Below are 17,089 nucleotides of genomic sequence, written 5' to 3'. Positions count from 1 at the left end.
ACGGCGGTTTTTCAAGACGCCGCGCTAATCAGCCGTCGGTGGGAGCGGCGGCCAGGCTATCGACGCGGGTCAGGCCGCGCGGCAGACGCCGGCCTCGGGCGGCCCGCTTGCCGTGGTAGAGGGCCAGATCGGCGGGCTTGATGGTCATGGTGCGCGCACCGGCCGTGACCCGCAGGCCATCGGTCTCGCCGAGTGCCGTCACGGCGACCACCTCGACCCCGCTCTTCAGGGCCACGAGCTTGTTGCCCTTGCCCTTGGCGAGTTCGGGCAGTTCGTCGGCGTCCATCACCAGCACGTGCCCGTCGCTGGTGGCCACCGCCAGGTAACCGAATGCCTTGCCTGGCAGCACCGGCCGTCCCGGCGCCACGCCCTTGGGCAGGGTGAACACCTTCTTGCCCGCGCGCTGACGACCGACAAGGTCCGTCATCGAGGTGACGAACCCGAAGCCGGCCGGCGACCAGAGGAACACCTTCTGCGCCGGCTCGCCCATCGCCAGGGCGACGAAGCGCGCGCCGGACGGCGGCGTCACCCGACCGGTAACCGGCTCGCCCTGCCCGCGTGCCGACGGCAACGTATGGGTGGCAAGCGTGTAGGCCCGTCCGGTGTCGTCAAAGACCACCACCGATTGGGTCGACCGTCCGGCGACATGGGCCTGGTAGCCATCACCGGCCTTGTAGGAAAGCGACTCGGGATCGACATCGTGGCCCTTGGCCGCGCGGATCCAGCCGTTCTGGCTGAGGACCACGGTGACCGGCTCGGCGGTCATCAGGCGGGTCTCGTCGAGCGGCTGGGCCGATTCGCGCGTCACCAGCCGCGAGCGGCGCGCATCGCCGTACGCCTCGGCATCCGCAACGAGCTCGTCGCGCATCTGCCCGCGCAGCGCCGACTCGTCGGCGAGCAGCGTGCGGATGCCCTCGGCCTCCTCGGACAGTTCGGCCTGTTCCTTCTTGACCGCGATCTCCTCGATCTTGGCCAGCTGGCGCAGGCGGATCTCGAGGATCGAGTCGGCCTGCAGCTCGGTCAGCTCGAAGCGGGCGATCAGCTCGGCCTTGGGATCCTCGGCCTCGCGGATGATCGCGATCACCTCGTCGATATTGAGGAAGGCGATCAGCAGGCCGGCGAGCACTTCGAGGCGGCGCTCGATCTTGGCCAGACGCCATTCGAGCCGGCGGCGCAGGGTCGCCTGGCGGAAGGCAAGCCATTCGGCCAGCAGATCCTTGAGATTGAGCACCTGCGGCCGGCCGTCGGCCGTGATCACGTTCATGTTGATCCGGTAGCTCTTCTCCAGATCCGTGGTCGCGAACAGGTGGGCCATCAGCGCGTCGATGTCGACCTGGCGGCTTCTGGGCACGATCACCAGCCGGGTGGGCGACTCGTGGTCCGATTCGTCACGGAGATCGGTGACCAGCGGCAGCTTCTTGGCGTGCATCTGGCCGGCGATCTGCTCGAGCACCTTGGACCCGGAGACCTGGAACGGCAACGCGGTGATCACGATCTGGCCCGACTCCATCTCGTAGCGGGCCCGCTGGCGCACGTTGCCGGTACCGGTCTCGTACATCTTGCGGATGTCTTCCGGCGGCGTGATGATCTCGCCCTCGGTCGGGAAATCCGGTCCCTTGACGTGCTTGCACAGCGCGGCGACGTCTGCCTCCGGGTTCTCGATCAGCGCCACGCAGGCGTTGACCACCTCCTTGAGGTTGTGCGGCGGGATGTCGGTCGACAGACCGACGGCGATGCCGGTCGAGCCGTTCAGCAGCACGTTGGGCAGGCGCGCCGGCAGCAGCGCCGGCTCCTTGAGCGAGCCGTCGAAGTTGTCGACCCAGTCGACCGTGCCCTGGTCGGCCTCGGCCAGCAGCGTCTGGGCATAGCGGGTCAGGCGCGACTCGGTGTAGCGCATCGCGGCGAACGACTTGGGGTCGTCGGGCGAGCCGAAGTTGCCCTGCCCGTCGATCAGCGGATAACGGTAGGAGAACGGCTGGGCCATCAGCACCATGGCCTCGTAGCAGGCCGAATCGCCGTGCGGGTGATACTTGCCGAGCACGTCACCCACCGTCCGGGCGGACTTCTTGTGCTTGGCCAGCGCCGAAAGTCCCAGCTCGCTCATCGCGTAGACGATGCGCCGCTGCACGGGCTTGAGGCCGTCGGCGACGTGCGGCAACGCCCGGTCGAGGATGACGTACATGGCGTAGTTCAAGTACGCCTTTTCCGTGAAGGCGCCGATCGACTGGCGCTCGTATTCGTTGCTGCTTGGCTCTTCGAACATGCGGTTCCCTTGAGTTCGCTTGAAGGCTACCGGTAAGCGTCAGGCCGCCTGTCGGCGCGTGCGCGGCGTGGCCCGGTAGAGGGCCACCACCCCGGCCGCCGAGAACAGGGCTGGTGGCAAGATGGTACTCAGGATCGGCGAAATACCGTAGGCCGGCGCCAGCGCCGAGACGATCTGCGTCAGCGTCATGTAGGCCACGCCCAGCAGGATGGCGATGAACAGCCAGCGTCCGGCCGACCCGCCCCGCTGGGCGACGAAGACGAACGGCAGCGTCACCAGGAGCATTGCCAGCACCGAGATCGGCTGGACCACCCGGGACCACATCGCCGTGGCGTAGACCGAGGCGTCGAGCTGGTTGCGCTCCAGATAGGCGACATACTCGGACAGCTGGGCGACGTTCATGTAGCGCGGATTGAGCGCGGCGATCTCGATCACCTGCTGGTCGAACAGCGTCATCTCTTGGCTGCGGGCGCGCTCGACCGTCACCTTGCCCTCGGGCTCGGCGATCGGCAGGCGCGTATCGACCACGCCCCGAAGCCGCCAGCGATCCTCGCCCAGGCTCGTGGCGCGCGCCGCCTGGATCACCCGCTGCGGCCGGCCGTCGGCCGACAGCTCGAACACGTGCAGGCCGATCAGATGGCCGTCGACCAGCGCCCGCTCGACATTGACGATCCGGTCGCCTTCACGCAGCCAGAAGCCGCTGGCCAGATCCGTGCTCACCTGGCTTTCGGTCGCCGCGGCCCGCATCGTGTTCGCCTTCGCCTGGCCCCAGGAGCCGATGGTCTCGCCCATCACCGTGCCCAGGGCGGCCAGGATCACCCCGGCGACCAGCACCGGCCGGGCCAGACGCAACAACGACATGCCGGTCGCGCGCATCACGGTCAGTTCGGAGTGCGCCGCCAGCGCGCCCAGGCTCAACAGCCCGCCGACCAGCACGGTGACCGGAAACAGCTCGTAGAGATAGCCGGGCGTGGTCAGCACGACGAACCATACCGCCTGCAGCGTGCTGTAGTCCGCCCCGATCTTGCTCGCCTCGTCGATCATGCCGAAAACGAGGATCAGCACGGCGAAGGCGGCCGAGGCCCCCAGGCCACCGGCGACCACGCTGCGGATCAGATAGCGGTCAAGCGTATTCACGGCGTCCCTTCCAGAGTCGACGGAAGCGGCCCCAGCCGCCGCGCGCGGACCAGAACAGTGCCGCCCACAACAGCACGAAGCCCCCGTGCGCGGCCACCAAAGCACCTCCCAGGCCGTACTGGCCGGCCTCGATGCCGTCGGCGGCCAGCGGCACGGCGTTGAAGTACAGCGCGTAGATCAGGAAGGCCCAGAACAGGCGCCCGTAACGTCCGCTGCGCGGCGGCGCCTGCGCCAGCGGGATGGCTATGAGCATCAGCACCAGCGCCACCAGTCCCTGGGAGAGGCGCTCGAACAGCTCCGCCCGATCGTTGGGCGAGCCCGAGGCCCAGAGCGCCGCGGACGAGCGCACGTGGGCCTGCACCTCGTCCTCGTCGGACTGTCCGGGCAGGCGCATCAGGTGACGTTCGTAGTCGAGCCGGTTCCAGTCGGCCTCACCGACCTGCCCCGCGATCCGTCGGCCGTCCTCGAGCGCGATGTAACGACGTCCGTCCTCCTCGACCATCACCCCGCTCGGGGCACTTTCGATGGCGATGGAGCCATCCTCGGAACGGTCGTACAGGAAGATGCGTCGATAACCGCCGTTCTCGGTCGCACCGACGTAGGCCACCAGGCGGCCGTCGTTCGCCTCGATGAAGCGGCCCACCGGCACCTGCTGGCCGATGTAGTCGGTCTGGGCACCCTTGACCATGCTGTCGCGTGCCTGCTCGGCCATCGGCCAGCCATACACGGAAATCCAGGCGGTAAGCGCCGCGAGGATCACGCCGATCGGCAACAACGCCGCGGTGATCCGCCACAGACCGAAGCCGCTGGCGCGCATGATGGTCTGCTCGCTGTCGCGGTTGAGCCGGCCGAGCGCGAACATCAGGCCGATGAACAATGCCACCGGCATGACGTACATGGTCATCTTGACCAGGTTGAATCCCAGCAGTTTCGGCACCAGTGCCGCCGGCAGCGTGCCGTCCGCGGCCAGCGACAGTGCGCGAGCCAGGAGGTTGGTCGCCATGATCAGCATCAGGACGGTCGCGACCGCCCCGATGGAGATCAGCGCCTCACGGCGCAGGTAACCGCCCAGCCGCACGCCGTCAGTCGGCCAGGTTGCGGGCGATCAGCCCGTAGCGCAGGCGGTCGCCGAAGGCCTCGGCCCCTTCCGGCAGGCGCAGGCGCACACGCCAGCCGCCACCGGGTGCCTCGTCCAACGGCTCGCCTTCCAGCGTCTGCATCTCGGCGAGCTTATCGACGCGGTTGCCGTCGGGGAGCAGGAAGGTGACCTGGTCGCCGACCTTGAGCTTGTTCTTGACCTCGACCCGCGCCCACGGCCCCTCGACCTCGCTGATCTCGCCGACGAACTGCTGCTGACGGCTCTTGGACACACCCTCGATGTAGTTCTGGTATTCCTGGGTGTGGTGGCGCTTGTAGAAGCCGTCCGTGTAGCCGCGGTTGGCGAGGTTGTCGAGATCCGCGATCAGCGACTCGTCGAACGGCCGGCCGGCGACGGCATCGTCGATCGCCTGGCGGTAGACCTGCGCGGTGCGGGCGACATAGTAGTGCGACTTGGTGCGCCCCTCGATCTTGAGGCAGTCGACGCCGATGTCGACCAGCGCCTGGACGTGCTCCACGGCCCGCAGGTCGCGCGAGTTGAGGATGTAGGTGCCGTGCTCGTCTTCCTCGATGGGCATCTGCTCGCCGGGACGGCTCTTCTCCTCGAGCAAGTAGACCTGGTCGGCCAGCGGGTGGCGTTCCTGCTCGCCCATCGCGCCGTCGCGCATCGGGTTGGCCGCATTGAGCGCATCGAGCGAGATGGGCTTCTCGTCGGCCGGTTCCGGGCGCACCACGCCGGAGATGTCCTCGGAGGCGTTCTGCGGGGTGTATTCCCATCGACAGGCGTTGGTGCAGGTGCCCTGGTTCGGATCACGGTGATTGAAGTAGCCCGAGAGCAGGCAGCGCCCCGAGTAGGCGATGCACAGGGCACCGTGGACGAACACCTCCAGCTCCATGTTCGGGCACTTTTCGCGGATCTCGCGGATCTCGTCGAGCGACAGCTCGCGCGACAGGATCACGCGGGTCACGCCCACGGATTCCCAGAACTTCACCGTGGCCCAGTTGACCGTGTTGGCCTGCACCGACAGATGGATCGGCATCTCCGGGAAGGCCTCGCGCACCATCATGATCAGGCCCGGGTCGGCCATGATGAAGGCATCCGGTTTCATCGCGACGATCGGCTCCATGTCGCGGATGAAGGTCTTGAGCTTGCTGTTGTGCGGCGAGAGATTGACCGTGACGAAGAACTGCTTGCCGGCGGCATGCGCCTCCTCGATACCGATGCGCAGGTTGTCCTCGAGGAAGTCGTTGTTACGCGCCCGCAGCGAGTAGCGCGGCAGGCCGGCATAGACGGCATCCGCGCCATAGGCGAAGGCATAGCGCATCGACTTGAGCGTCCCCGCCGGGGAAAGCAACTCGGGCGCCTTGCGGGTGGTGCCGGTTTGGGAGGCCTGGGTCATAAGAGGGGGCTCCGGATCGATCTGGTGCGTGTGTGGCGCGCGATTCTAACAGGTTGACCGAAAAGGCCCCGCGTCATCCCCCATCCGCGATGGCCTCAATAGAGGGTGCGCTCCTGGCGCTCGTCCAGACCATCGTCGTAGGCCGCCCCGTCGATGTCGGACTCGGGCACGCCGGCAAGCATCTCGCCGGCCGTCGGCGTGTCGTCCGCCAGCGCCCGGCTCTCGGCATCCCACAACCGGGCACGCAGCAGGGCCCGGGCGCACTGGAAGAAGACGGTTTCGATCTCGACCACGATCACGCATTGCGGCGGCCTTCCCCGCATCGCCGCCTGTTCCATCAGGGCCGGATCGGTGGTGATGCGCGCCCGGCCGTTGACCCGCAGCGTTTCGCCCTTGCCCGGGATCAGGAACAACAGGCCGATCCGCGGATCCTCGACCAGGTTCCTGAGGCTGTCGATGCGGTTGTTGCCGCGCCGTTCGGGGAGCGCGATATGGCGCTCGTCGAGCACCTTGACGAAACCGGCCGGATCGCCGCGCGGCGAGCAGTCGAGACCGCCGGCGCCCTCGGTGGCCATGACGTAGAACGGCGAGGCCTCGATCAGGCGCCGGTAGACCGGCACGAGGTGATCGACCTCCTTGCGGATGGCCGCCTCGCCGGGCGCGTCGAACAGGGCGTCGAGCTGGTCGATCGACTGGATCTGGTGCGGGTCCAAACCGGGCTCCTCGGGACGGATGGGCGTGCCCCAAGGATACGGCAAAACCCGGCGAGGACGACTGTCAGCGCATCGACTCGATCGATTGCGTGCGCACGAACACCTCGGGCTTGATCACGGCATAGCCCTGCTGCTGGTAGTGAACCAGGTCGGTAAAGGCCGACGGGACCATGGTGATGAAGTCCTGGAAGTCCTCGCGGTCGTAGTCGTAGTCCTCGGCGGCCAGCCCGCAGACGTGGAAATCCACCCCGAGATTGGCGTAGTAGCGCATCCGCGCCACGGCGGTCGCGTACTTCTCCTCGTTCTTCTTCGCCACGGTGACGATCTCGGTGCCATGGATGATCACCACGATGTCCATGTCCAGCATCGGATCCATGTTGTAGGGCGCCGCCTGCAGCGGGTTGACCAGCGAGCGGATCCAGTAGAGCGCCGCGCCGATCTTCTGCGGGTCATCCAGGTAGAAGTCGTAGACGACCTTCGGCGGCTGGTAGTCGGGAGTGATCTCCTTGGCCTGCGCCCAGACCGAACCGGATCCGAAGGCAAAGCAGAGTGCGAATACCAGGACGGCCTGGCGCCAATACGAACGGGTGGGAATCGGGCATGTCATGATCAGCACCTCTCGCCGGGCCGGATCGGCTTTGCCGATGGGGCGCCTTGCGGCGACGGGCCCACATCGGGCCGGGGTGATCCGGTTGCCCTACCCTGAGCGTAGGCGATTCGAACGGCGAGAGCGCGGCAAAAACAGCGCCTTGCCAACTACCGCCCGGCTACCGCGAGGGTCAATCGCCCGCAGGCCGGCGGCAGATCGGGGTGTCGTCAGGGTGCTCGACGGCGTTGGCGATCCGGGAGACGAAGTCACCCAGTTCGTCGGCGCTCAACACCGACAGCATCCGGCTGACCATGTCCGGCGGCACCGGGGCGAAGCTGGAACGACCGTCGCTCAACTGCACCCAGACCCCGGCTGAGACATCCGCCTCGGCATCGCCACTGGCAAACAGCTCGGCCTCGGCCGCCTGGGTCTCCTCTTCGTACCATTCCTCGATCCGGTCAGCGAGCGACTCGTCGATGTCGTCCGGGATCGACACCGTGGTCGCCTCCTCGGCGATCGGGTCGCTGGTCACGGTGACCTCGAGCCCCTCGGCCTCAAGCCGCTTGATGAAGCCCGCCCCGCCGTCCGGCGTGAGAAACGTGAATTCGTACATGCCCCCTCCGTCTGATTGCGCCCGAGCCGTCACGGGCGTATGTGACGGGCGCGTTCGTATTGCTATCCTACCGACCCTTCGCTCACAAACGCCAACCGGAGCCCGACATGCCGTTCTCGCGCTCGTATCCCGCCTACCGTCCTCGCCGCATGCGTCGCGACGCGTTCAGTCGCCGCCTGATGCAGGAACACACGGTCACCGCCAACGACCTGATCCTGCCGGTGTTCGTGCTCGAGGATCCCAACGGGCGCGAGGCGGTCGAGTCGATGCCGGGCGTCGAGCGCCTCGGGATCGAGAACCTGTCGAAACTGGCCGAAGAGGCCCTGGCACTGGGTATCCCGGTACTGGCGCTGTTCCCGGTCACCCCGCCGCAAGCCAAGTCCGAACACGCCGAGGCGGCCTACGACCCGGACGGGCTGGTCCAGCGCACCGTGCGCACCCTCAAGGAGCGTTTCCCGGAGCTGGGCATCATGACCGACGTCGCCCTCGACCCCTACACCACCCACGGGCAGGACGGCATCATCGACGAGAGCGGCTACGTCCTGAACGACGAGACCGTCGAGGTGCTGATCCGTCAGGCCGAGTCCCACGCCGAGGCCGGTGCGGACATCGTCGCCCCGTCGGACATGATGGACGGTCGCATCGGCGCGATCCGCGAGAACCTCGAGGCCAAGGGCCACATCCATACCCGCATCATGGCCTACAGCGCCAAGTACGCCTCGGCGTTCTACGGTCCGTTCCGCGACGCGGTCGGCTCGGCCACCAACCTCGGCAAGGCGGACAAGACCACCTACCAGATGGACCCGGCCAACGGCAGCGAGGCCATCCACGAGGTGGCCGCCGATCTCGCCGAGGGCGCGGACATGGTGATGGTCAAGCCGGGCATGCCGTACCTGGACGTCATCTACCGGGTGAAGCAGCGCCTCGAGGTGCCGACCTTCGCCTACCACGTCTCCGGCGAGTACGCGATGCTCAAGGCCGCCGCCGAGCGCGGCTGGCTCGACTGGGACAAGTGCATCATGGAAACCATGACCGGCTTCAAGCGCGCCGGCGCCGACGGCATCCTCACCTACGCCGCACTCGATATCGCCCGTCAGCTCTGACGTTCCGACGTCAGAAGGGCTTTCACCGGGGGGCAGGGAATCAACGGCATGGCGGAAATCGAGGAAAACGCGGACCAGTACGGCGACGACAGCGACACGCGACAGCAGCAGAGACGTGCGGGACTGTCGCGATTCTTCCTTGGCGTGATAGCCGCCATCGCACTGACGTATGCCCTGATCAACGCGATCCACTTCCAGGCCTACTCGCTCGCGGCCATGGAGCTGATCGTGTTCCTTGTGGCCGCCGCTTCCCTGCTCGATCTGCGCCTCAACGGCAATGCCGATCGGGCCGCCTGGGTGACCGTTCTGATCACCGGGCTGCTGATCATCTTCTACTTCATTTATGTGCAGGCGCGATTCTCCGCCCTGGCCTGGGTGGTCTTCTTCGCGTTGATCGCCTTCTACTTGCTCGGCACCCGTCGCGGCACCGCGATCTATCTGACCTACTCCGTCGTCATTACCCTGCTGGTGATTTTCCAGCGGGATGACTGGCCGGCGCTGCAACCGGTGGCCACCCTGATCAACCTGTTTGGCGCCCTGGCTGGCTTCGGGCTGATCGCCTACTACCAGGAGCGATCACGGGAGAATGCCCACCGACAGGTCGAGACGCTGGCTAACCGTGACGCGCTGACCGGCGTGGCAAACCGACGCCACTTCGTCGAGTACTTCAATCGGATGCGAGAAACCCTGCGGGCGCAGGAACGCCCCTATGCCCTGGTCCTGCTGGACATCGACCACTTCAAGCGCATCAACGATAGCTGCGGTCATGTCGTCGGCGACCGGGTGATCTCGGTGGTGTCGCAACGGTTGCAGGCGAACGTGCGCCAGAACGACCTCGTCGGCCGCCTCGGCGGGGACGAATTCGCCATCCTGCTGCTCGATTGCGACCAGGCCCAGGCACGACAGCGTGCCGAATCACTCCGGCAGGCCGTGGCCTCCACCCCGATATCCGCGGCCGGCCACTCCATATCGGTAACTATCAGCCTCGGAGCGATCGGTGCCGACCCGGAGACCGAGGACGTCAACACGGTGCTCGCCGAAGCAGATCGGCTCCTGTACGCGGCCAAGGCAGACGGTAGGAATACCGTAGGATCCGGCACGACCGCGTGACACTGCCGAGACTGGTGCTTCCCGTTCACGCACTTTCGCTATAAATTGCCCTGCAAGGGGCATCGGCATCCCGCCCTGAAGAGGCAGGCTTGTCGGTGGGCGTTCGCCCACCTCGCACCCCGGACTTCACCGGCTGAAGGGAGACGGCACCGTGACACGCCCCGAACACACCATGGAACCCGACCACGAGGTCTACCGGACCCTGCTCGAATCCACCAAGGCGATCCCCTGGAAGATCGACTGGGAGACGCTGACCTTCTCCTACATCGGTCCGCAGATCGAGGCACTGCTCGGCTGGAGCCCGGAAAGCTGGGTCGGCATCGACGACTGGGCCGAGCGCATGCATCCCGACGACCGCGAGCGGGTGGTCAATTTCTGCGTCGCCCAGTCCAAGGCCGGCGCCGACCACGAGGCCGACTACCGCGCCCTCACCCGGGACGGCGACTACGTCTGGATCCGCGACGTGGTGCACGTGATGCGCGACGCCGACGGTCGGGTCGACAGTCTGGTCGGCTTCATGTTCGACATCAGCGAGCGCAAGGCCAGCGAAGAGAAGCTGCTGCGCCTGCAGCAGGAGCTGGAGGACCTGTCGCTGCGGGACGGGCTGACCGGGGTGGCCAACCGGCGCATGTTCGACTCGATCCTCGAGGTCGAATGGGCCAACGCCAAGCGCCACGGCCAGCCGATCTCGCTGGTGATGCTCGATATCGACTACTTCAAGCAGTACAACGACGAGTACGGCCACCTGGCCGGCGACGACTGCCTCAAGGCCGTCGCCCGGGTGCTGGAGTCATCCGGTGCGCGCGCCGGCGACCTGCTGGCCCGCTTCGGCGGCGAGGAATTCCTGCTCCTGCTGCCGAACACCGACGAGACGGCCGCCCACGCGGTGGCCGACCGCTGCCGCCAGCTGATCCTCGACCAGCGCATCCTCCACGCCACCTCGCCCATCGGGCCGCACCTGTCCGCGAGCTTCGGTGTGGCCACCGCCATTCCCACCGATGCGATGGACGCGCTGGAACTGCTCGAGACCGCCGACTGCCACCTCTACCGGGCCAAGGACGGCGGCCGCAACTGCGTCCATTCGCTCGCGTGAGCGGACTAGCGCTACCGGGACAACCGACGGATCTGGCGATCCTGCCATCGTGACAGCGTGACCAGCGCGGCGAGTGCGCCCACCAACGCGAGGAACATGTCCGACTGCGTGTCCCAGGGGTCGCCTTGGGTGCCGAGGAAGGCCACGGCACCGTCGGCGGCGAATACCGCCACGCCCCACTCGATCAACTCGTAGCTCGCACTGATGGCCAGCACCACGCAAACGACCAGGAAGTCGCGCATCCATCGCCCGCGGACGAACGCCCCCCGGATGAGGATCTCGCGGGCGATCAGCGCGGGCACGAACCCCTGGAAGAAATGCCCGATGCGGTCGTAGGGGTTGCGCGCCAGATCGAACCAGTCCTGCAACTCGAACCCCAGCGGCACCCGCGCATAGGTGTAGGCACCGCCGTAGATCAGCACCAGCGCGTGCAGGAAGATGCCGACGTAGACGATTGCCGTCAGCGGGAAGCGATGGCGAGTCAACCACAGGGTCGGCAGGGCGATGACCGCCGGGGCCACCTCGAGCATCCAGGTGGCGCGGTCGTACGGGTCGATGCCGGAGGCGATCAGCGCGGCGAGGACCAGCAACGTCCCGCCGGTCAAAAGCCAGGGCCGCTCGCCCACGCGGGTCGTCATCCGGTCTGGTCCCCGAGTTCGGCGTCCAGCCAGATCGTGCCGTCCGGATCGAGCGTCCAGAACGGGTTGTAGGCCACCTCCCAGAGATGCCCGTCCGGATCGGCGAAATAGCCGGAATACCCACCCCAGAATGCCTTTGCCGCGGCCTTGACGATGCGGCCACCTGATCGCTCGGCCTGCGCGAGCACTTCGTCGACCGCCGCCGGCGAACGCACGTTGTGAGCCAGGGTGATGCCCGCAAAGCCGCTGCCCGTGGCCGGCACACCGACATCCTCTCCCAAAGCATCCCGGGCCAGCGCCTCACGCGGGTAGAGCGCCAGCACCATGCCATTGAGCTGGAAGAACACGATCTGGGCGGCGCTGTCGCCGACGACCCAACCCATGCCCTGTTCGTAGAACCCCCGCGAACGGGCTAGGTCCGTCACGCCCAGGGTGATGACACTCACACGCTGTTCCATCCCCTGCCCTCCCGGCATGACTCGCTAACGGTTGTCGGCGGACCGCTCGCGGATCGCGCTGAGGATCAGGCGGGCCAGATTGCGGTCGACCAGCGGCCGGTGCTCCGGGGCGATCCGCGAGGCGCGCATCGCCTGCCGACCGATACGCAGGGAATATAGCGCCACGGCCACGCCCTGCCCGGCGCGGGCACCCAGATTGACCAGCAGGTTGCTCGCCCAGCCTTCACTGGCCGAATCGAGCACGGTCTCGGTGGCCGAGGCAAAGGCCATGTTCTGCACGATCATCCGGTACAGCCGCCAGCGCGCCGGAAACGACAGCGTCAGCCCGTAGATCCTCGCGATGGCATTGACCATGCGCGCGTTGCGCCAGGCCACCAGCAGAAGGTCCAGCGCCGGATAGGGGCTTGCGGCGATGAAGAGCCCGGTGCGCACCACCTCGCGCTGGATCAGGGCCCGGGCGCGTGCATCCGGTTCGGCATAGCCGCGTTCGAGGGCGACCACCAGCTCGGTGGCGTGACTGCCGGCGTCGATGCCGAGCAGGTTGTCCTCGAAGGTCTTGCGGTAGGGGTTGTCCGCGAGCAGGTGTTCGGCGGCCTCGCGCAGCTCGACCACCGAATGCCCCACCTCGCCGTCGCTCTCGGCCCGGGCCAACCGGCGGTTCAGTCGCGTGATCGCGTCGATCTGGTGACGCTGCCGCCAGGCCCGCCCGACCAGCACCAGCCCGGCAGCACCGACGAACACCCCGATGGCGAACACCACCCAGCCCAGCGCCGGATGTGTCGCGTGCGCCCAGTAGATGGCCTGCAGCCAGTTGATCGCGATCCAGGTGACCGCCACCACAGCCAGCAATGTCGACAGCCAGGGAAAGCCGCGGCGCGGCTCGAGCAGGCTCTCGCCGTCATCGCCCAGCTCCGCCGTGTCGTAGAGTGCCTCGGGATCGATATCGGGCACGCCCTCGCCCTGGGCATGAATCCGCGTGGCCAGATGGCCGTCGCGAGAGGATCGAGCGTCAGTCATGCCGGTTCTCCAAGTGCATCTCAGTGTTCCCCGATCAGGAAGTCGAGCAGGCTGTCCACGCGTCGGCCGGGGAACGGCCGGGCCCGGTCCAGTCCGGCCGGTGGCGCCAGCGTGGGCAGATCGTCGATGGCCAGATCGAGATCGTGCGGCATCTGCTCGGGAATGCTCGGCGGGGTGAAGGCGATCTTCTGCCGCGAGCTCTTTTCGGTCCCCACCAGCATCGGCTCACCGCGGCCATCCTCGCGCGACTGGGCGGCCGTCACCGCCGAGACGGCAAACAGGCGCAGCTCGACATCCTTGCCCGCCAGCGACTGGGTCAGCTCGAACAGGTAGCTGTCGAGCAGCCGGGTCAACCGGGCCTGGTCCGCCGGCAACAGGTGATCGATCTGCGTGGCGACGATCGCGACCCGGCGAATGCGCCGGCCGAACAGGTTCGCCAGCCAGTGACCGTCGCGATAGCGAAACGGCTCGAGAATCGATTCGAGGGCCGCGCGCATGTCCGCCAGCGCGTCGCGCCCACTGCGCAACGCGCCGAGCAGGTCGACCAGGATCACCTGGGCATCCAGCCGGCCGAAGTGCGACTCGAAGAACGGCCGGGCGACCCGGTCGCGGTAATACGTGAAGTGGTCGCGGCAGACCTGCCCCCAGGACCCGTCGGGCCAGTCGGCGTCATCGGCCTCGAGTGCCCGTGGCAACGGCAGGAACGGCATGGCGTCCGGGTCGAACCCCTCGCCGGGCATCAGCCAGCGCCCGGGCAGGTTGCGCGACAGGCGGTGTGGCGGCAGGCGGCTGTCGGCCAGCATCATCGACCAGCGCTGCGACAGTGCCGCCATCCGCTCCGCATCGAGCGGTGCGGCCGGATCGATCGCCGCCAGCTCGTCGAGAAGGCCCGGGGCGATCTCGCGACGCGGGCGATGCGCCAGCCAGTCGCGCCAGTGGGCCGTGTAATCGGCGTAGGACCAGTCGAGCAGCGACAGGTCCAGCAGCCATTCGCCCGGGTAGTCGAACAGTTCCAGGCAACGTCGCCGTGGGCGCAGCGAGTACCAGCGTCGCTGGTAGTCGAGCGTCAGGCGTGCAATCGACCAGTCGCGGGTCGACTCGGGCCAGCTGGGCGGCTGGCTGGTCAGGGCCGTCAGGGCGTGGTCGTAGTCGAATGCCCGCTCGATCTCGCGATGCCAGCGGCCGTGGCGAATGGCCGCCAGCCCGGGCTGGTCGGTCAGAGCGCCCCGGCGGGCATTCTCCAGATGATTGATGATCGCCGTTATCAGCGTCGACTTGCCGGCCCCGGACAGGCCCGTGATGCCGATGCGGGTGACCGGGCAGCCGGCGAGCGGGGAGGTGGACGAGTCAGAGGCCATTGAATGCAGTGATTCCCGCGTAAGAACTAAGGTGTGCCGATGGTAGTCGAGCCAGTCACGGCGCCCAAGCCCTGTCCGCCGTTCGGCGCGTTGCGGGCGCCATTCGAACGCGCGGGCTGGCGCTCGCGATCCGGCTGCATTAAAATGGGACTAATCTAGTTCGGTATTAGTCTTGCCTAACTTTCCCGACGGCGCATGGCGGCCTCGCACGTGCGCCCGGGGCCGGCACCGACTCTGACGAGGCGACCATCACATCATGGCCCATCAACACGCCAAATTGCTGCGCATGGTCACCACCGCCTCGGTGACCCTTGCCCTGACGCTCATCGCGCTCAAGCTCGCGGCGACGATCACCACCAATTCGGTGAGCATGCTCGCCTCGCTGATCGACTCCACCATGGACCTGCTGGCCTCGCTGGTCACGCTGGTCGCCGTGCGCATCGCCCTGCAACCACCCGACGAGGACCACCGCTACGGCCATGGCAAGGCCGAACCGCTGGCCGCACTGGCGCAGGCGACGTTCATCGCCGGCTCGGGCGTCTTTCTCATGGTCGAGGCACTCAATCGACTGATCCGCCCGCAGGCGATCGACGCGGTCAACTGGGGCGTGGCGGTGATGCTGTTCTCCATGATCGCCACACTCGCGCTGATCACCTTCCAGCGCTACGTGATCCACAAGACCCGCTCGCCCGCCATCAAGGCGGACGCCTCGCATTACAGCATGGATTTCCTGGTCAACGCTTCGACCATCGCCGTCCTGATCCTTGCCGGCTACGGGCTGAGCTGGATCGATCCGGTCTTCGCGGTGGCTGTCGGCTCGTTCGTCCTCTACAGCGCCTGGAAAGTGGGCAGCGAGGCACTCGACCACCTGATGGACCGCGAAGTGCTCGACGGCACGGAAAACCGTGTCGCCCAGATCGCCACCGCCCATCCGTCCGTGCATGCAGTCGACCAGATCCGCACCCGGCTGGCCGGACGTACCATGATCATCCAGCTCTACCTCTACCTGGACAATCACATCGACCTCAATCACGCCCACCGGGTCGGCGATGAGGTCGAGGCGCGGCTGCTGCGCACCTTCCCGGGCGCCGACGTGATGATCCACGAGGAGCCGCTGTCGGCCTGGAAGCCGGGCAACGGCCCGTCACCGATGCGCATCGAACCGCTGACCACGCGTCGCCCCCGCGCCGGGCAGTGCGAAACCTGCCGCGACCTGACCGACACGAAAACCAGCCTGTGGCGCCGCCTGCCGCTGGTCCGCGGACTGCGCCGCTAGGCCGGCCACGACCGGACCGCCGGGCACACGGGTGCATCCCGGCGATTCGGGGCGTACACTTGACCCACAACACTTTGCCCGGCCGGCTGGCCGGGCGACCAAAGCCACACGCAACACCGGGAGAGGCGACATGGCCGACCCAGTAGCCGCCGGCGGCATCCAGGCCGCCATGCCGAACGTACAGCTGGCACAGGAAGTCGGCGTACGCGTCCAGAAAGAGGCGATGGAAACGCAGGAAAAGGCGATGGCCCCGCTGATCGAATCGATCGATCAGGGCGGCGAGGCGGACACACCGTCGAGTGACGGCCCGGTCGGCGGTCAGATCAACACCTACGCCTGACCTGGCCCCACCGGCCTAACCGCTGCGGCGGTCTCCCGATCCCCGGCCCGGCCGGGGATTTTTCGTTCCGGTCAGCGCCATCCACCCTGGGGTTAATCCGCTTGGACGACGTCACCCTCCTCCAGCTCGTGCTCGCCAATCTCGCGATCTTCGCCGGCGCCCTGTTGCAGGGACTGGCCGGCTACGGCATCGGCACGCTTTCGGCCCCACTGCTGTTCCTGATCAGCCCGCTGTTCCTGCCCGGCCCACTGATCCTAAACGCGGTGCTGCTGACCGTCCTGATCCTGTGGCGCAGCCGCGCCAACCTCGCCTTCCGCCAGGTGCGTTACGCCATTGGCGGCGACATCGTCGGCACGCTGGCTGCAGTGGCCACGCTGGCCGTGCTCACGCCGAGAGGATTCGAGCTGGCCTTCGGCATCCTGATCCTGCTCGCCGTGCTGCTGTCCGTGGTCGGACTGCAACCACGACTCAACGATCGCAACAGCGTGATCGCCGGCGGCGCCTCGGGTTACATGGGCACCATCACTGCCGTGGGCGGCCCGCCGATCGCCCTGATCTACCAGAACGAGCGCGGCCCGCTGGTGCGCGCCAACATGTCGGCCTTCTTCCTGTTCGCCAGTTTCGCCAGCGCCGTGGCACTGTTCTTCTCCGGCTTCATCGGTCCGCGGGAATGGTGGCTGTTCGCCGCGATCTTCCCGGGCACGCTGCTCGGCTTTCTCGCCTCCGGTCACCTGGTCCACCGGGTGCCGTTCGCCGCCCTGCGCCCGGTGATCCTCGGTATCGCGGCGATCGCGGGGGTCAGCGCGATCGTGAAGGGGCTGATGCCCTGACGCCTCCCTGCCCTGCCGTTACAATGCCCGACCGTTCGCCACCGAGCCGCTCG

Annotated in this window: 17 protein-coding genes; 6 read left to right on the top strand and 11 right to left on the bottom strand. The window is 67.3% G+C overall.

The annotated features are described in order from the left end of the window. Positions 1-28: 28 nt before the first annotated feature. From parC to AWR35_RS08400, 7 genes are all read right to left on the bottom strand, one after another. The gene (gene parC / locus AWR35_RS08430; RefSeq protein ID WP_058575521.1) at positions 29-2,263 is read right to left on the bottom strand and encodes a DNA topoisomerase IV subunit A; all 2,235 of its coding nucleotides are present in this window, start codon (positions 2,261-2,263) and stop codon (positions 29-31) included. A gap of 39 nt (positions 2,264-2,302) precedes the next feature. Beyond that, on the bottom strand, positions 2,303-3,400 hold the full coding sequence (gene lptG, locus AWR35_RS08425; RefSeq protein ID WP_058575520.1) for an LPS export ABC transporter permease LptG: 1,098 nt from the start codon (positions 3,398-3,400) through the stop codon (positions 2,303-2,305). Beyond that, positions 3,387-4,478 (bottom strand): LPS export ABC transporter permease LptF, encoded by a 1,092-nt coding sequence (gene lptF, locus AWR35_RS08420; RefSeq protein ID WP_058575519.1) that lies wholly within the window; start codon positions 4,476-4,478, stop codon positions 3,387-3,389. The genes lptG and lptF overlap by 14 nt, the downstream gene beginning before the upstream one ends. Before the next feature lie 4 nt (positions 4,479-4,482). Next, complete coding sequence (gene yegQ, locus AWR35_RS08415; protein ID WP_058575518.1) at positions 4,483-5,898, bottom strand: tRNA 5-hydroxyuridine modification protein YegQ; 1,416 nt, start codon at positions 5,896-5,898, stop codon at positions 4,483-4,485. Between the two features lie 95 nt (positions 5,899-5,993). Next, the gene (locus AWR35_RS08410; RefSeq protein ID WP_058575517.1) at positions 5,994-6,611 is read right to left on the bottom strand and encodes a pyridoxamine 5'-phosphate oxidase family protein; all 618 of its coding nucleotides are present in this window, start codon (positions 6,609-6,611) and stop codon (positions 5,994-5,996) included. Between the two features lie 64 nt (positions 6,612-6,675). Continuing rightward, entirely contained in the window at positions 6,676-7,218 is a 543-nt protein-coding gene (locus tag AWR35_RS08405; RefSeq protein ID WP_058575762.1) for a DsrE family protein, read from the bottom strand. A gap of 172 nt (positions 7,219-7,390) precedes the next feature. After that, on the bottom strand, positions 7,391-7,813 hold the full coding sequence (locus AWR35_RS08400) for a hypothetical protein (RefSeq protein ID WP_058575516.1): 423 nt from the start codon (positions 7,811-7,813) through the stop codon (positions 7,391-7,393). Between the two features lie 107 nt (positions 7,814-7,920). Between AWR35_RS08400 and hemB the strand changes: the two genes are divergently transcribed. From hemB to AWR35_RS08385, 3 genes are all read left to right on the top strand, one after another. Further along, entirely contained in the window at positions 7,921-8,916 is a 996-nt protein-coding gene (hemB, locus tag AWR35_RS08395) for a porphobilinogen synthase (RefSeq protein WP_058575515.1), read from the top strand. A gap of 48 nt (positions 8,917-8,964) precedes the next feature. Then, positions 8,965-10,026 (top strand): GGDEF domain-containing protein, encoded by a 1,062-nt coding sequence (locus AWR35_RS08390; RefSeq protein ID WP_058575514.1) that lies wholly within the window; start codon positions 8,965-8,967, stop codon positions 10,024-10,026. Between the two features lie 172 nt (positions 10,027-10,198). Continuing rightward, positions 10,199-11,119 (top strand): sensor domain-containing diguanylate cyclase, encoded by a 921-nt coding sequence (locus AWR35_RS08385; protein ID WP_058575513.1) that lies wholly within the window; start codon positions 10,199-10,201, stop codon positions 11,117-11,119. An 11-nt stretch (positions 11,120-11,130) separates the two neighbouring features. On the opposite strand, the gene AWR35_RS08380 is transcribed toward AWR35_RS08385, so the two are convergent. The 4 genes from AWR35_RS08380 to AWR35_RS08365 are packed head-to-tail and all read right to left on the bottom strand — an operon-like array spanning position 11,131 to position 14,590. Next, positions 11,131-11,757 (bottom strand): DUF2238 domain-containing protein, encoded by a 627-nt coding sequence (locus AWR35_RS08380; protein ID WP_058575512.1) that lies wholly within the window; start codon positions 11,755-11,757, stop codon positions 11,131-11,133. Next, positions 11,754-12,215 carry a VOC family protein gene (locus AWR35_RS08375; protein WP_058575511.1) on the bottom strand — a complete coding sequence of 154 codons (462 nt, stop codon included), beginning with the start codon at positions 12,213-12,215 and terminating at the stop codon, positions 11,754-11,756. Before AWR35_RS08375 ends, AWR35_RS08380 begins: the two co-directional genes overlap by 4 nt. 24 nt (positions 12,216-12,239) lie before the next feature. Next, entirely contained in the window at positions 12,240-13,232 is a 993-nt protein-coding gene (locus tag AWR35_RS08370) for a DUF697 domain-containing protein (RefSeq protein WP_058575510.1), read from the bottom strand. Between the two features lie 20 nt (positions 13,233-13,252). Beyond that, positions 13,253-14,590 (bottom strand): YcjX family protein, encoded by a 1,338-nt coding sequence (locus tag AWR35_RS08365; RefSeq protein ID WP_058575509.1) that lies wholly within the window; start codon positions 14,588-14,590, stop codon positions 13,253-13,255. A 256-nt stretch (positions 14,591-14,846) separates the two neighbouring features. On the opposite strand from AWR35_RS08365, the gene AWR35_RS08360 reads away from it, so the two are divergent. The 3 genes from AWR35_RS08360 (at position 14,847) to AWR35_RS08350 (ending at position 17,036) form a co-directional block, all read left to right on the top strand. Beyond that, positions 14,847-15,866, top strand: coding sequence for a cation diffusion facilitator family transporter (locus AWR35_RS08360; protein ID WP_066185125.1), 1,020 nt, complete (start codon positions 14,847-14,849; stop codon positions 15,864-15,866). A gap of 130 nt (positions 15,867-15,996) precedes the next feature. Next, positions 15,997-16,206 carry a YjfB family protein gene (locus AWR35_RS08355; RefSeq protein WP_058575508.1) on the top strand — a complete coding sequence of 70 codons (210 nt, stop codon included), beginning with the start codon at positions 15,997-15,999 and terminating at the stop codon, positions 16,204-16,206. A 101-nt stretch (positions 16,207-16,307) separates the two neighbouring features. After that, positions 16,308-17,036 carry a sulfite exporter TauE/SafE family protein gene (locus AWR35_RS08350; protein WP_058575507.1) on the top strand — a complete coding sequence of 243 codons (729 nt, stop codon included), beginning with the start codon at positions 16,308-16,310 and terminating at the stop codon, positions 17,034-17,036. Positions 17,037-17,089 lie beyond the last annotated feature (53 nt).

This window comes from Guyparkeria sp. WRN-7 (assembly GCF_001641825.1).
Lineage (GTDB): Bacteria > Pseudomonadota > Gammaproteobacteria > Halothiobacillales > Halothiobacillaceae > Guyparkeria.
The sequence above is the reverse complement of the archived record's forward strand: the minus strand, read 5'-3'. Positions and strand labels throughout refer to the sequence as shown.